This is a genomic window from Bacillus sp. KNSH39, assembly GCF_052656585.1.
In genome coordinates this window covers 1,999,912-2,015,299 of sequence record NZ_JBQXYO010000001.1, presented here as the reverse complement: position 1 = coordinate 2,015,299, position 15,388 = coordinate 1,999,912, and the positions used below count along the sequence as shown (strand labels likewise).

Annotated in this window: 10 protein-coding genes; 9 read left to right on the top strand and 1 reads right to left on the bottom strand. The window is 35.3% G+C overall.

The features are described 5' to 3' along the window. Positions 1–9 precede the first annotated feature (9 nt). The 5 genes from ACUL40_RS10135 to ACUL40_RS10115 all read left to right on the top strand — a co-directional run bounded on the left by ACUL40_RS10135 (position 10) and on the right by ACUL40_RS10115 (position 8,273). Complete coding sequence (locus tag ACUL40_RS10135; RefSeq protein WP_001223629.1) at positions 10–1,272, top strand: dicarboxylate/amino acid:cation symporter; 1,263 nt, start codon at positions 10–12, stop codon at positions 1,270–1,272. A 346-nt stretch (positions 1,273–1,618) separates the two neighbouring features. Then, positions 1,619–3,322 carry a peptide ABC transporter substrate-binding protein gene (locus ACUL40_RS10130; protein WP_000730163.1) on the top strand — a complete coding sequence of 568 codons (1,704 nt, stop codon included), beginning with the start codon at positions 1,619–1,621 and terminating at the stop codon, positions 3,320–3,322. 297 nt (positions 3,323–3,619) lie between these two features. Beyond that, positions 3,620–5,335, top strand: coding sequence for a peptide ABC transporter substrate-binding protein (locus tag ACUL40_RS10125; RefSeq protein WP_000823468.1), 1,716 nt, complete (start codon positions 3,620–3,622; stop codon positions 5,333–5,335). A gap of 441 nt (positions 5,336–5,776) precedes the next feature. Next, complete coding sequence (locus tag ACUL40_RS10120; RefSeq protein WP_000823440.1) at positions 5,777–7,471, top strand: peptide ABC transporter substrate-binding protein; 1,695 nt, start codon at positions 5,777–5,779, stop codon at positions 7,469–7,471. A gap of 82 nt (positions 7,472–7,553) precedes the next feature. Continuing rightward, complete coding sequence (locus ACUL40_RS10115) at positions 7,554–8,273, top strand: class I SAM-dependent methyltransferase (protein ID WP_000828243.1); 720 nt, start codon at positions 7,554–7,556, stop codon at positions 8,271–8,273. A 40-nt stretch (positions 8,274–8,313) separates the two neighbouring features. Here ACUL40_RS10115 and ACUL40_RS10110 read toward each other — a convergent pair whose 3' ends face one another. After that, on the bottom strand, positions 8,314–8,709 hold the full coding sequence (locus tag ACUL40_RS10110; protein WP_000555000.1) for a hypothetical protein: 396 nt from the start codon (positions 8,707–8,709) through the stop codon (positions 8,314–8,316). 134 nt (positions 8,710–8,843) lie between these two features. Between ACUL40_RS10110 and ACUL40_RS10105 the strand changes: the two genes are divergently transcribed. The 4 genes from ACUL40_RS10105 to ACUL40_RS10090 all read left to right on the top strand — a co-directional run bounded on the left by ACUL40_RS10105 (position 8,844) and on the right by ACUL40_RS10090 (position 15,387). Beyond that, positions 8,844–9,191 carry a hypothetical protein gene (locus ACUL40_RS10105; RefSeq protein ID WP_000842881.1) on the top strand — a complete coding sequence of 116 codons (348 nt, stop codon included), beginning with the start codon at positions 8,844–8,846 and terminating at the stop codon, positions 9,189–9,191. 59 nt (positions 9,192–9,250) lie between these two features. Beyond that, positions 9,251–9,589, top strand: coding sequence for a VOC family protein (locus ACUL40_RS10100; protein WP_000511515.1), 339 nt, complete (start codon positions 9,251–9,253; stop codon positions 9,587–9,589). A gap of 256 nt (positions 9,590–9,845) precedes the next feature. Further along, positions 9,846–11,945 (top strand): vWA domain-containing protein, encoded by a 2,100-nt coding sequence (locus ACUL40_RS10095; protein WP_134208895.1) that lies wholly within the window; start codon positions 9,846–9,848, stop codon positions 11,943–11,945. 79 nt (positions 11,946–12,024) lie between these two features. Next, entirely contained in the window at positions 12,025–15,387 is a 3,363-nt protein-coding gene (locus ACUL40_RS10090; protein ID WP_000175124.1) for a tubulin-like doman-containing protein, read from the top strand. Position 15,388: the final 1 nt, after the last annotated feature.

Below are 15,388 nucleotides of genomic sequence, written 5' to 3'. Positions count from 1 at the left end.
GTATCAAAAATGAGAATTGTAAAGAATTTGACATTCCAAGTTATTGTGGCTATTATTTGTGGTATTGCAGTAGGGGCAATTTGGCCGAGTGTTGGACAACAAATGAAGCCAATTGGTGAAACATTCATCAATATGATTAAAATGGTTATTGCACCGATTATCTTTTTAACAATTGTGCTCGGTATTGCAAGTATGGGAAGTATGAAAAAGGTAGGCCGTGTTGGTGGGAAGGCACTATTATATTTTGAAATTGTTACAACAGCGGCTTTAATTATTGGTATCATCGTAGCGAATGTTGTACGTCCAGGAGATGGATTAGATCCCTCAAAACTAAAAGGCGGAGATGTTTCACAATATGTACAAAGTGGGCAAGAAATGAAATGGATGGATTTCTTTTTACATATCGTGCCGTCTAACATGTTTGAAGCATTTGCCAAAGGTGATATTTTACAAGTTCTGTTCTTCTCCATTTTATTCGGAGCAGGGTTAACGATGTTAGGAAAAAATGGACAACCGGTTATTGACTTTTTTGAAAGATTATCGAAAGTATTTTTTAACATTTTATCAATTGTAATGAAATTAGCACCAGTTGGAGCATTCGGTGGGATGGCATTTACAATTGGGAAGTATGGTTTAAGCACGCTCATACCACTTGGTAAATTAATGATTTGTGTATATGCGACAATGGCATTATTTGTTTTTATTGTTTTAAATTTTATTTGTAAATTGTATAAATTTAGTTTGTGGAAATATTTAGCGTATATTAAAGAAGAATTACTTATTGTTCTCGGGACATCATCTTCAGAATCAGTACTGCCGCGGATGATGACAAAGATGGAAGACTTCGGGTGTTCGAAGCCGGTAGTAGGTTTAGTCATTCCAACAGGTTACTCTTTTAACTTAGATGGAACAACGATTTATTTATCAATGGCAACTATATTTTTAGCGCAAGTTTTTCACGTCGATCTTTCACTAGGTCAACAATTAACTATAATAGCTATTTTGTTAGTTACATCTAAAGGAGCAGCAGCAGTAACCGGCGGGGGATTCATTGTACTAGCATCTACTCTATCTGCAATGAATGTTATCCCATTAGAAGGTTTAGCGTTATTACTTGGTGTAGATCGTTTCATGTCAGAAGCACGTGCTATCGTTAATTTAATTGGTAACGGTATTGCAACTGTAGTTGTTGCGAAAAGTGAAAATGAATTTGATGATGAGAAGTATACGAGAGTAGTAGAGGAAATGAAAAGAGAGAAAATGGTCGGGTAAAAAGTCAGCTTTGCTGACTTTTTTATTTTTGTAGAAAAGATGTTTTTAGATATATGCATTATTTATTAGCAATAATTAACAAGTATTCAAGTGGTAAATGAGATGAAAGTGATTAAAACAACGAATGTGTATGAATGCGAAATAAGGTTTGAACAAAATATGGAATTTTTATGAATATTACTGTAAAAAAATAATTTTTTAAAAATTTTCAATAATAATACTTTACAAAAATTAAAAAATTAGTAGAATAAGAATTAGTAAGAATCGTCTGATAAATATATAGAGAAAAACAGAATTATCAGAAAATTCTTTAATAGCTATCGTTAAGAATTAGGGAGGGTACAAAATGAAAAAGAAACAAATGAAAAAACTAACAGCAGTTGTAGCACCGGTTTTAGCAATGAGCATGGCGTTAACAGCATGTTCTACATCAGGTGGAGATAAGAAGACAAGCACAAATTCTAGCTCTAGTGGAGATAGTAAATCAGGGGAAAAATTAGCAGCAAAACAAGTGTTAAATCGTACAGAAACAAATGAGATCCCAACAATGGATACTTCAAAAAATACAGATACATTAGGTTCTCAAATTTTAGGGAACACAATGGAAGGGTTATATCGATTAGATAAAGATAATAAACCAATCCCAGCTGCAGCAGAATCTAGTACGAAAAGTGAAGATGGTAAAAAATATACATTTAAACTACGTAAAGATGCAAAATGGTCAAATGGTGATCCTGTAACAGCAAAAGACTTTGCTTATGCATGGCAACGATTATTAGATCCAAAAACAACTGCAGAATATGCGTTTATCGCATTCCCAATTAAAAATGCAGAGGCGATTAATAAAGGTGAAAAACCAGTAACTGAACTAGGAGTTAAGGCGGTAGATGACTATACATTAGAAGTTGAATTAGAACAAGCGGTACCATACTTCTTAAACTTAGTAGCGTTCCCATCGTACTATCCATTAAATGAGAAGTTCGTAAAAGAAAAAGGTGATAAATACGGTTTAGAGTCTGATACAACAGTATATAACGGACCATTCGTTCTTACTGATTGGAAGCATGAGCAAGGCTGGAAACTAAAGAAAAATGATCAATATTGGGATAAAAAGACTGTAAAATTAGATGAAATCAACTATAGTGTAGTAAAAGAAATAAATACAAGGGTTAACTTATTTGATACAGGTGCAATTGATTTCGCACTTCTATCAGGTGAATTCGTTGACAAATATAGAAATAACAAAGAGGAGTTTGGCACATACTCACAAGTAAGTACATTCTTCTTACGTATGAATCAAAAACGTGGTGGACAAGATACACCATTAAAGAGTCAGAAATTACGTGAAGCAATCGCGCTTTCTATCGATAAGAAAAACTTAGCAAACGTTATTTTAAATGACGGATCTAAACCAGCAGACTTCTTAGTACCGAAAGGGTTAGCGACTGGACCAGACGGAAAAGACTTCCAAGAAACATTTAAAAATGGTATCAAACCAGATGCGAAAAAAGCTGCTGCGGCCTGGGAAGAAGCGAAAAAAGAACTTGGTAAAGACCAAGTTACAATTGAGTTATTAAACTATGATACTGGTAATGCGAAAAAAGTAGGGGAATATGTAAAAGACCAAATTGAGAAAAATTTAAAAGGTGTAACAGTTAATATTAAACTTCAGCCATTCAAACAAAAACTAAAACTAGAAACAGAGCAAGATTATGATTTATCATATGCTGGTTGGGGACCTGACTATGCTGACCCAATGACATTCTTAGATATGTTCCAGTCTAATCATTCTCATAACCAAATGAGCTTCGCTGATTCTAAGTATGATGATATGATTAAAAAAGCTGGCACTGAATTAATGGGTGACGCGAAGAAACGTTGGGAAGAGCTAGGAAAAGCTGAGAAATTACTTCTTGAGAAAGATGTAGCACTTGTACCTTTATACCAACGTGGTGATGCATATGTTCTAAAACAAAATATTAAAGGTATTGTAAAACATAATATCAGTCCGGAATATAGCTTTAAATGGGCATATGTAACTGAAAAATAATAGAGTTAAAAAAGCATTTCAAAGTAGCTAAGCTACTTTGAAATGCTTTTTTGTGAGCTTAAAATACTAATTTTTAGTATGGTTAAATAGAGGAGAATAAGGTGTATAGTATGTACATATAGTAGATGGGGGATAAATCCTACTAAAACAAAAAAGTCATAATATTTAAAATTAAACTATTTACAAATGCGAAAAAAAGAGTAGAATAACATTAGTTGTAATTTTCTGAAAAATTAATCTTTAGTAAGGGGTCTCTCAAGGGTTGGTAATGTACATATAATTAGGGAGGGTACAAAAATGAAGAGAAAAAAGATGAAAAAGTTAACGGCAGTTGTGGTACCAGTTTTAGCGATGAGTGTTGCATTGACAGCATGTTCTGGGTCAGGTGGGGAAAAGAAAACGACTACTACATCAAATAGTGGGGAAGAAAAAAAATCTGATATTAAATATGCAGCGAAACAAGTATTAAATCGTACGGAAAACCAAGAAATTCCGACGATGGATACTTCTAAATCTACTGATACATTAGGTGCGCAAATTTTAGGGAACACGATGGAAGGCCTATATCGCCTTGATAAAGATAATAAGCCAATTCCTGCTGCGGCAGAGTCTAGTACGAAAAGTGAAGATGGTAAAAAGTATACGTTTAAACTGCGAAAAGATGCAAAATGGTCAAATGGTGATCCTGTAACAGCGAAAGATTTCGTTTTCGCATGGCAGCGCTTACTTGATAAGAATACTGCGGCAGAATATGCATTTATTGCTTACTATATTAAAAATGCAGAAGCGATTAATAAAGGGGAAAAACCTGTAACTGAATTAGGAGCGAAGGCGGTAGATGATTACACGCTAGAAGTAGAATTAGAAAAACCGGTACCGTATTTCTTAAATTTATTAGCATTCCCATCATACTATCCATTAAATGAAAAATTCGTAAAAGAAAAAGGTGATAAGTACGGTTTAGAAGCAGATACAACTGTGTATAACGGTCCATTCGTTATGTCTTCATGGAAACATGAACAAGGTTGGCAGCTGAAGAAAAATGATAAGTACTGGGATAAAAAGACTGTGAAATTAGAAGAAATTAACTATAGTGTAGTAAAAGAGGTTGCAACGAAAGTAAACTTATATGATACAGGATCAATTGATTTTACATTACTATCAGGAGAGTTTGTAGATAAATATAAATCGAACAAAGAAGAATATGGTGAGTATGCGGAATCAAGTACATTCTTCTTACGTTTAAATCAAAAACGTAGCGGACAAGATACGCCTTTAAAGAGCAAAAAACTACGTGAAGCAATTGCATTATCAGTTGATAAAAAAGGATTGGCAAATGTAATTTTAAATAATGGATCAAAAGCAACAGATCAATTGGTTCCAAAAGGACTTGCGACAGGGCCAGATGGTAAAGATTATCAAGATACATTTAAAAATGGTCTGAAATATAATCCGAAAAAAGGAGCAGCAGCGTGGGAAGAAGCAAAAAAAGAACTTGGAAAAGATCAAGTTACAATTGAATTGCTAAGTTATGATGATGGAACTGCGAAAAAGATTGCTGACTATGTAAAAGATCAAATTGAGAAAAATTTAAAAGGTGTAACGATTAATACAAAAATTCAGCCGTTCAAACAAAAATTAAAATTAGAAACTGCGCAAGATTATGAAATTTCTTATGCAGGTTGGAGTCCAGACTATGCGGATCCAATGACATTTATTGATATGTTTGAATCGAAGAGCCCGTACAACCAAATGAGTTATTCAAATCCAAAATACGATGAAATGGTAGGAAAAGCAGGTAATGAATTAATGAGTGATGCGAAAAAACGCTGGGAAACGTTAGGGAAAGCTGAAAAGTTATTCCTTGAAGAAGATGCAGGGTTAGTTCCTTTATATCAAACAGGAAGATCGTACGTAATGAAACCGAATGTAAAAGGAATTGTGAAACATAACATCAGTCCAGAATATAGCTTTAAGTGGGCGTATGTAACTGAGGATGGTGGAAAAAAATAAAGTGAAAGCATTTCAAAAGTGGCTGAGCTGCTTTTGAAATGCTTTTTAGTATGCATAAGGGAATAAATCTCGTTAGCCTATTGAGAATCGGGTAGGTAATTAGGAAGGTTCTATCGGAGGAAAATAGAGAGGTCAGTAAGTAGTAAGACAGATGAATGATAGTAAGAGACCTCATGCTAATAAGAAAAATATAGAACGTAGTAATAGATTGGAATAAGGGGAGGGATGTTTACATATAGTAGACGGGGGATAATTCATATAGTAGTTAAAACAACAAGTTACTATAATAAAAAAATAAATATTTAGAAAATTTACAAAAATACTTTACAAAATCTAAAAAAACAGTAGAATATTAATTAATAAGAATTTTCTGATAACGAAAGTTAGTAGAGAATTTCTAAATGTTAATATCGTACATATAATTGGGGAGGGTACAAAAAAATGAAGAGAAAAAAGATGAAAAAATTGACAGCGGTCGTAGCACCAGTTTTAGTAATGAGTATGGCATTAACAGCTTGCTCTGGATCAGGAGATAAAGAGAAGGCAAGCACAACACCAAAAAGCGGTGAAAAAGAAGGCGGAAAGTTAGCGGCGAAGCAAGTGCTTAATTTAACAGAGTCTCAAGAGATTCCATCTATGGACTCTGCTAAAGCGACAGACCAAGTATCGTTTCTAGCTTTAAACAACGTAATGGAAGGTTTATATCGACTTGATAAAGATAATAAGGCAGCTCCAGGGGTTGCTGAATCATATAAAAAGAGTGATGATGGTAAAAAGTATACATTTACATTAAATAAAAATGCAAAATGGTCAAATGGAGACCCTGTAACAGCGAAGGATTTCGTGTTTGCTTGGAAACGTGCGGTAGATAAAAATACAGCAGCGGAATATGCATACATTATGTTTGATTTAAAGAACGCAAAAGCAATTAATGATGGGAAAGCACCACTTGATACGTTAGGTGTAAAAGCTGTAGATGATTACACATTAGAGGTAGAATTAGAAAATCCAGTTCCTTACTTTGTAGAATTAACTTCATTCGGAACATTCTATCCGTTAAATGAAAAATTCGTAAAAGAAAAAGGTGAAAAATTTGGTTTAGAAGCAGATACAACGTTATACAACGGACCATTTACATTAACAGACTGGAAACATGAAGAAGGATGGAAATTAAAGAAAAATGCACAATATTGGGATAATAAAACAGTTAAGTTAGATGAAATCAACTTTAACGTAGTAAAAGATAGCGGTACACGTGTAAACTTATATGAAAGTGGACAAATCGATCGTGCGGGACTTACATCTGAAATGGTTGACAAATATAAATCAAATCCAGACTTCTATACACAAAAAACACCATCAACGTTCTTCTTACGTTTAAACCAAAAACGTGGTGGGCAAGATACAGTATTAAAAAACAAAGATTTACGTTTAGCGATTGCAAAGGCATATGATAAAAAAGGCTTAACGAACGTTATTTTAAATGACGGATCTACACCGGCAGATTACTTAGTACCAAAAGAATTTGCGAAGAGTCCAGATGGAAAAGACTTCCGTAAAGATAACGGAGATATTTTAAAAACAGATGTGAAAAAAGCAAAAGAGCATTGGGAAAAAGCGAAAAAAGAACTTGGAAAAGAGCAAGTAACGATTGAGCTATTAAACTACGATAGCGATAATGCGAAAAAAGTAGGGGAGTTCTTAAAAGGAGAACTTGAGAAAAACTTACCAGGGTTAACAGTGAACTTGAAAAATCAACCGTTTAAACAAAAGTTAAAATTAGAATCAGATTTAGATTATGATTTATCTTACGCTGGTTGGGGCCCTGATTACTTAGATCCAATGACATTCATTGATATGTTCGTTACAAATGGTCCTCATAACCAAACTGGATATTCAAATCCAAAATATGATGAAATTGTAGAAAAAGGTAAAGGCGAGCTATTAACGAAAACGAAAGAACGTTGGGATAGCTTACTAAAAGCTGAGAAAATGTTACTTGATGATGCTGTAATTGCACCATTATATCAACGTGGTGATGCTATCGTTCAAAGACCTAAAGTAAAAGGTATTGTTCACCATCCAGTTGGTGGAGACTACAGCTATAAATGGGCATATATTACAGAGGATAAGTAAGATGAGGGGCGTACAATACGCCCTTTTTTCTATGCACTTTTCTTCCTTGCTCGAATATATAAAATAAAAAAGGGAGAATCCCATGAAGCGAAACACATACATCGATTTCCTAGCTTATTACGGAATAGGAAGCGCTCATCCTGGTGGCTTTACGTTAACAAAACAATTGTTAGCACAACTGCCTTTTAAATATGGAGCGAATGTCCTTGAGATAGGTTGCGGTACGGGGAAAACAGCGGCATATATGACAAGGGAATTTGGTTATAAAGTAACAACGGTTGAAAAGAATGAAATTATGATTCAAAAGGCAAAAGATAGATGGTTGTTTGAAGGGTTAGCTATACAATTAATTGAAGGAAATGTGGAGCATTTACCGTGTTTGAATAACTCATTTGAGTTCGTACTTGGAGAATCAATCATCGCTTTTACAGACAAAGAAAGGGTTATCTCGGAGTGTTATCGTGTATTACAGCAGGACGGTAAGCTTGTTGTCATTGAAATGATTATTGATAGGCACATTGATAAGGGTGAGGAAGAAAAAATCGCCCAATTATATGGTATGAAAGAATTATTAACGGAGAATGAGTGGGTACAATTATTTCAGAAAGCAAATTTTAAAAGAATTACAATTGCTGGCGGTGGCACGATTGCAGAAACGATCTCTGGCTATGTAGAAGAGCCAGAATGGAATGTATCCTCACATATTCCGAATGAGTTATATGAGGCGTGGGTACAGCATGAAAATATACGGCTTATGTACCAACACATTTTAGGGCATCGTATTTTTATATGTGAAAAATAAAGAAAAAGAGTTGGCTAAAGGTAGCCAACTCTTTACTATGTTAAATGAAAAATAATGCAGCTAATGTAATTCCGAAGATGAAACCAAATCCGAGTTCAACACCCCAGCCACAACCGCCGCCTCCCCAGCCGCCGCAACCACAACTACTACAACCACGACCACCACATCCGCAGCTGCTGAATCCACCACCGCATCCGAATCCACAACTATCACACCTGCTAAGGCCTCCACAAAGGTCACAACCACCGTTTGCATAAGCGTCATAGTAGCCGAATCCTGAATCAAAAGATGAGCGCTGTTGCACCGGTTCAATCCATACAGAGCTTTGTGTCACATCGATTATTTTCCCTAAATGTATACGGCCATCACGGTCTTCAATCCGAACAACTTTTCCGAAGTAACGTCGGCATGTATCATAACATTTTTGTCTATGCATGTTCTTTCCTCCTTCCGCATTACAGTAATACGATATGTAAGGGGGACAAGTGCGGCTTGTACGAATGCCCTATCTATCATAATTGTTATAGGAAAGGGGAAATATAAGAAGAGGATATATAAGGAGGAAAAGGCATGAAATCTACAGATCAGTTTCAGACACACGAAGTACCGTGGGAAGAATTTATTGAAGCGTTGCGAGAGGAAATGAAGAAGCAAGTAGGGGCAGATATTATTGATACAGTAGTTTGCAATTTAGAAGATGGTTTTGAAGTGTATACATATGTGCAGGGGGATTTAGATTTTGAATATAAGGAAGCGCTTGAGAGAAAATACGGAAGTGATGCGAAGACACCTAATGTGTTAACGATAATGTTATTAGCTAGTATTTATAATACAAGTGAAGAGAATATACGCTTGCATGCGGATCATAAAGAGAATCCGATTGTTGAAGTGTATGTAAAGCAAGGAAACACGCTGTGAAAGGCGTGTTTTTTAATTGTATGATAAAATGTTAGAAAATTAAGAAAGAAGGTGATGAATTGGGAATTAAACATCTTAATTTAACAGTTGCAGATGTAGTAGCTGCAAGAGAGTTTTTAGAAAAGTATTTTGGCTTAACTTGTAGTGGAACAAGGGGGAATGCCTTTGCAGTTATGCGTGATAATGATGGATTTATACTAACGTTAATGAAAGGAAAAGAAGTTCAGTATCCAAAAACATTTCATGTAGGATTTCCACAAGAAAGTGAAGAACAAGTAGATAAGATAAATCAAAGATTGAAGGAAGATGGATTTTTGGTCGAGCCTCCTAAGCATGCCCATGCGTATACGTTTTACGTTGAAGCACCTGGTGGATTTACAATAGAAGTGATGTGTTAAGTTAAAAATCAAACTTTTTGTCATGTGTTTTTAAAATAAAAAGTAGGAAAAGTCTGTTTTAAGCGTGGAGCTTAAACAGGCTTTTTTACTTATATAATTGGATAGAGAATGCTAGAAGGAATATTACCAAGTGTATGATCTGTTTACATAATAAAGTTATGGTGGGTTAGTTGTCCTAAAATACAAGTCATATATCTTGTTTCCTCTCATAAATTTAAACATAGGAATTTGTCTACAAAGGTGGCGAAGCCTCATCATGAAAATTCGAATTTGTGCCACATTCATGTTGTTTCTATTTATATGGTTACATCCTTTTTGGACTTTTGCAAAAGGAGAGGAGGCAAAGGAAAGGGTCGTTTCACTTGTATATGATGATTCGGGCAGCATGAGAAATAACGATCGCTGGAAATATGCCAATTATGCTTTGCAAAGTTTAGTTGCGCTATTAGATGAAAAAGATAAATTTTCTTACGTTCCAATGAGTAAGCCGAATGATCCATTAAACATTTCGTTAGCGAAGGATAAGAGACAAATGGAAATTGAGGGAATTGGAGCGTGGAAAACGTATTTAAATACTCCATTTAGCGCAGTAGAAACGGCGATGCAATCTATAAAAAAGGAAGCAGATATAGATGGGAAGCGTGAATTTTGGCTTATTGTATTAACTGACGGGGCATTTAATGATTTAGAGAAAGATAAGGTTGGCGGAAAAGAACAAATTTTGCAGAAATTAGCCCAGTTTAAGAAAGAAATGGATACAAAAAAGATATCGTTACATCCAGTCTTAATTACGATGGAAGAAGATTTAGGACAACAAGAAAAAGAACAACTAAATACGTTCAAGGAAATATGGAAGAAAGAGATAAATGGTGTTACGATGCCGTCAAGCGGAGAAGATGGCATTGTAAAAAGTGTAAATCAAGTGGCAGCATTAGTTGCAAATCGTGATCCATTCTCCTCTGTTGAATCGATTGTAAAAACGAAAGTAGTGGGGAAAAGAGTAGAGATTACAACACCATTTCCGTTAAAGCGTATGACGCTTGTACGACAATCGCCTTCTCTGCCCGATTATCAGGTCACACAAATTTCTAAACCATTACAATTACAATCTTCTTTTTCCATACATGCACCAGGTGAAGCGAAATTGTTCGGAAATATAGTTCATATCAGTACGGAAAATGAAGAAGTTATTAAACCAGGAACGTATACGATAGAAGTGGATCAGGACATTGAGAAAGAAGGACTACAAGTATTAGTTGAACCAGCGCTTAATTATACGGTTTCTACTTATGACAAAGATGATAGTAGTCAAAAAAATGTAGAGAAAATGTACGAAGGTGTTACTGCTGTTATTGAAGCAAAGCCTACGGAGTTGCCAGTTCAGTCTTCTTACTTTCAGGCAGAAGTAGAAATAGATGGAAAACAATATGCAATGAAGTGGAACGATAAAAGGCATGTGTTTTATTACGAAACGAAGCTTGGTAAAGGGTTAGTACGCGGGAAAGTTCATATGAATATAAAGGGGTTTTATAGACAGACGAAAGAATTTAAAATTGAAACAGCTGAGAAACCGAAATTATCACTTCAAACTGTTACAAAAGATTATGAAGAAAAAGTGACAAATTTAGAGAATAGTAAACCATTTGTTTTACAACCACAGTTAGATGGTAAGTTAATGACAGAAGAAGCTGTAAAAAAACTATTAAAATCTACTGGTGTCACATCTAAACAATCAATCAATTATGAAATAAAGCAACATGGAAATCAAATCTATGTTTATCCTCGTCCCTATTACTCCGACACATTTAATTTTACAGATACCGGCACCGTAGAAGCTACCATCGTAATGCAGGATTCAAAGTTACAAGAAGTAAAGAAAAACATAACATTCCATATTCAAGATGCTCCGTTTTATGAAAAATATGCGCTTATTTTTAAGTTTGTCATTCCTATCACTTTATTACTGCTAGTAGTAGGAATCATTGTTTTAGGATGGATTATTCGGCCAAGATTTCACCGGAAAGCACTACTGTATTATGAATGGGATCAAGAGGTAGCGAAAGATTGGCTATATCAATCTGAACCAGAATTACTTCGAAATAAATGGTGGAACCATTATTTTGGTATCCCATTTAGAGCAGAAAGAAAAACCGTGCAATCCGTTACGTTTATAGCGAAGAAAGGTTCGAAATCTGTCTTTGTAGCGAAAGAATCACAAGTAGTTGGAATGATTATTGATGGAATGTTTATAGCAGAGGATGAAGTAGGAATGGAACATAAGACACTATATCCAAATGAACTTTTACTAATTGATAGGGGATATGGTAAAGAGATTTACAAGTACGAATGTGAATAGTAGGTAGGGATAAGAAGGGGATGGAGTATTAATCCTCTTTCCCTTTTTTCCAACAAGCAAGAATAGGAAGGTGGTTCACATGACATTACAAGTTCCAACAATATTAATTGGTTTAGGTGGAATCGGTAGTACTGTGACGCATCAAATATATGAAAAACTGCCTGAAGAGCGCCGGAAAAAGGTAGCAATGCACGTATTTGATACAGATGTGAATACATTAAGTAAATTCGATCATATTCGAAAGTTTAAGACACAAACAAGTTCTAGTAAAACGCCTAGGGAGTATATTGCGGGAGATCCAACGATCCCAGAGTGGTTTCCGATGGATCCGACTATACTTGATAAACCATTAACAGAAGGAGCAGGACAGTTACGCGTCATTTCACGTTTAGCGTTACGTGCTGCGATGAAAGAAGATAAATTGACGTCTTTTTGGCAAGAAATCGAGAAAATTTTTCCGGTTACAAGTGATCAAACGGAATATGGTGTGCGTGTCATTATAGTAACATCACTAGCAGGCGGAACAGGTTCAGGGATGTTTCTGCAAATTGCATTATATTTACGTGAAATGCTTCGGAAGAAATTGCAGCATCATAACATTTTAATACGCGGTGCGTTTTTAATGCCGGATGTTTTAGTAAAGACGAGAACGGTTAGTGCGAAAGAATTTGAAACGGTGCAAGCAAATGGCTATGCATCGTTAAAAGAATTACATGCTATTACGCTCGGTTCTACTGGAGAATTATCAAAACGCGGTGGTGTAACAATTGAATTAGAGTATCGCCCTGATCAAGTAGATGAAGACGGAAGAACGAATCATACAATTAAACAACATCATTTACCGTACAATTATTGTTTCTTATACGATTACGAAAATCTACATGGACACCATTTACACAATTTATCAGACTATATGGAACAGATGGCAAATACAATTTATTTACAGTTATTTAGCCCGATGTCTACAAGTCATTTTGCACAGGAAGACAATCAAATTCAGCAATTAGCAGAATCAAGTGGAAAAGGACGATATTGCGGGGCAGGAACGGCAAAACTCATTTATCCATATGAGCATGTGTTAAAATATTGTGCTTTAAAATGGGCGGTGCAAGGTTTAGATGAATCGTGGCTGCATTTAGATCAACTGTTTCAAGAGAAGAAGCAAAGATACGACCAAGATGTAAAACGTGGGATGCAGCGTGAAAAGCCGGAGAGAGGTAAAAGTTATTTAGAGGACTTGGAGCATCTTGCTACCCGTCCAGAGCAAGCTCATATTTTCTATAGACAAATGTACAATGAAACACGTGAAGGAGCAGAGGGCGGTAAGCTCGGAGTTGCGAAATCAAAACTGTTTTTAGAAGCTGTAGAAAGTTATGTACAACGAACGGTGCAAAAAGATGAGGAATTAAATCGTCTGCAACATGAGTGTAAAATTTCAGCTACGAAACTGAAAATGATGGAACAAATGAAGGGTGAAGTGGCAAGAGTGGATCATGCGGTGCGTTTATATGCGTATGCGATTCCGAGCCGGGTACATGAACATGTAACGACACTTTTATATGACATGATTGAATCAGACCGCTTTTCACCAAGTGGTTCTGAAGGGCAGTCCTATCAATTAAATACATGGTTTTTAAAGAAAACAGATCCCGTTCACCCAGTAGCAGCGCGTTTTATGTTATATGAAATTCGAAAGCAGTTAGTAGAAAAAATGAATCGACTACATGAAAATAATGAACAAAAGCGTAATGTAATTCAAAATTACGATAAAAAATTTAATGTGGGTAATATTGATGGAACGGTAACGGCTGTACGCCGAGTAGAAATTGCTCAACAACAAGGCTGGTTCGGAAAAATGATTAATAATCAGCAACGTTTATTCAAAAGAGAATTTGAAGACATCGTAACGCAATATGTACACAAATTAAATGAATATCGAAAAGAAATGCTATTAGAACTTGTATATCAATCGCTATATCAAGCAGTTAATAAAATGATTCAATATTGGGAAAGATTTTTTGATAATTTACATGAAACACGTGAAAATTTACTGTTTGAAATCCAAAAGCGCAGTAAGGAATTTGAAGGGAAAACAAACCCGACGAATGTATATGTATTAGCTGAGGAACAGCTGCAAGAAAAGATATGGCAAGATATGCAGCAACATTTAAATTTAGGTGTACTACCGAAAGATATATCAGCGGAAATTTATATGAGTTTGTACGGGGAATATTGTCGTGATGCGAAAACAGAAGAGATTCAGTCGAAAAAGGTAGAGGATTTCTACCGAGAACATATACTGAGCTATTGTTATGACGAACTGCAAGTACGCTATCGTGATAAATTAGAACTGAATATTATTGAAGCGTTGCGAAAAGAAGCAGATTATAAGAAACGTGATCGCGATGAATACGTTCGTGAAAAAATTGAAGACCTGTTCCATTTAGCGAGTCCATTCGTTCCGAAAGTTGCTCATCATAGGGAATTACAATATTGGGGTATACATCCTTCTTTAAAGAAAGAGTTGCAAGAGGAATTAATTCAAGAAATGTTTAAAGAAAAAGATACAGTACATGAAGCCTTTTCGCCATTTGAAGTGATCTGTTATCGAGCGCATTACGGCTTATCGCTGCAAGACTTTCCTAAATTATCATCAGGACATATTTCAAATGGATTTATGAATGATAAAGGTGACTATTTCCAATCGTATTATCGCCGTGTAAACAAATTAAATAGTAAAAAATCTAGTTTAACGCCGCATTTAGATAAGTATTGGCACTTACCAGCCTTTATGCCAGATTTAAATGCGACTCAAACAAAATTAGATTATGATAAATGTAATCGTGCATTACTATACGCATATATGTATCGCTGGATTAGTTTAGTTGCTGTTGATGGACAGTTTGTGTATCAATATAACGGTGTAGGACGTAGCTTTTTAATTCAGTCAATGGGGAAAAATATTTCAAGCGAAAGTTATAAATTACACAGAGCGTTGCTTCATAATCCGTTTATTTATGAAAACATCTTGTCACGATTTGAAGAAGAGCAAGAAAAGGCGATGATACAAGGTGGACATTTATATACACATCCGTTCGTATTAGGAGCCCAAGATGTAAGATGGCTTAGAAAAGAACATGTCCACAATCTTTTAGATATGATTTTAATGTATGATCGTGAAGCGAAGTATGATCCGACGTTAGAAGAAACATCAGATGAATTATTAAGACTATTCCTTGATGAAATCGAGTTGTATTTCCAGAACTATTACGGTACAGGTGCCGATATGGTGGCAAAGAAAGAGAAAGAAATGTTTATTAAACAATTGTGGGATCGCTCGCATGCGAAAGGGTATGTAGATCCAAATAGCGCTCCGTATAAAAAATGGCAAAATTTATTAGGTGTTCAAGATGAAGAAGAAACGTCAAAAACGAATGTATAAT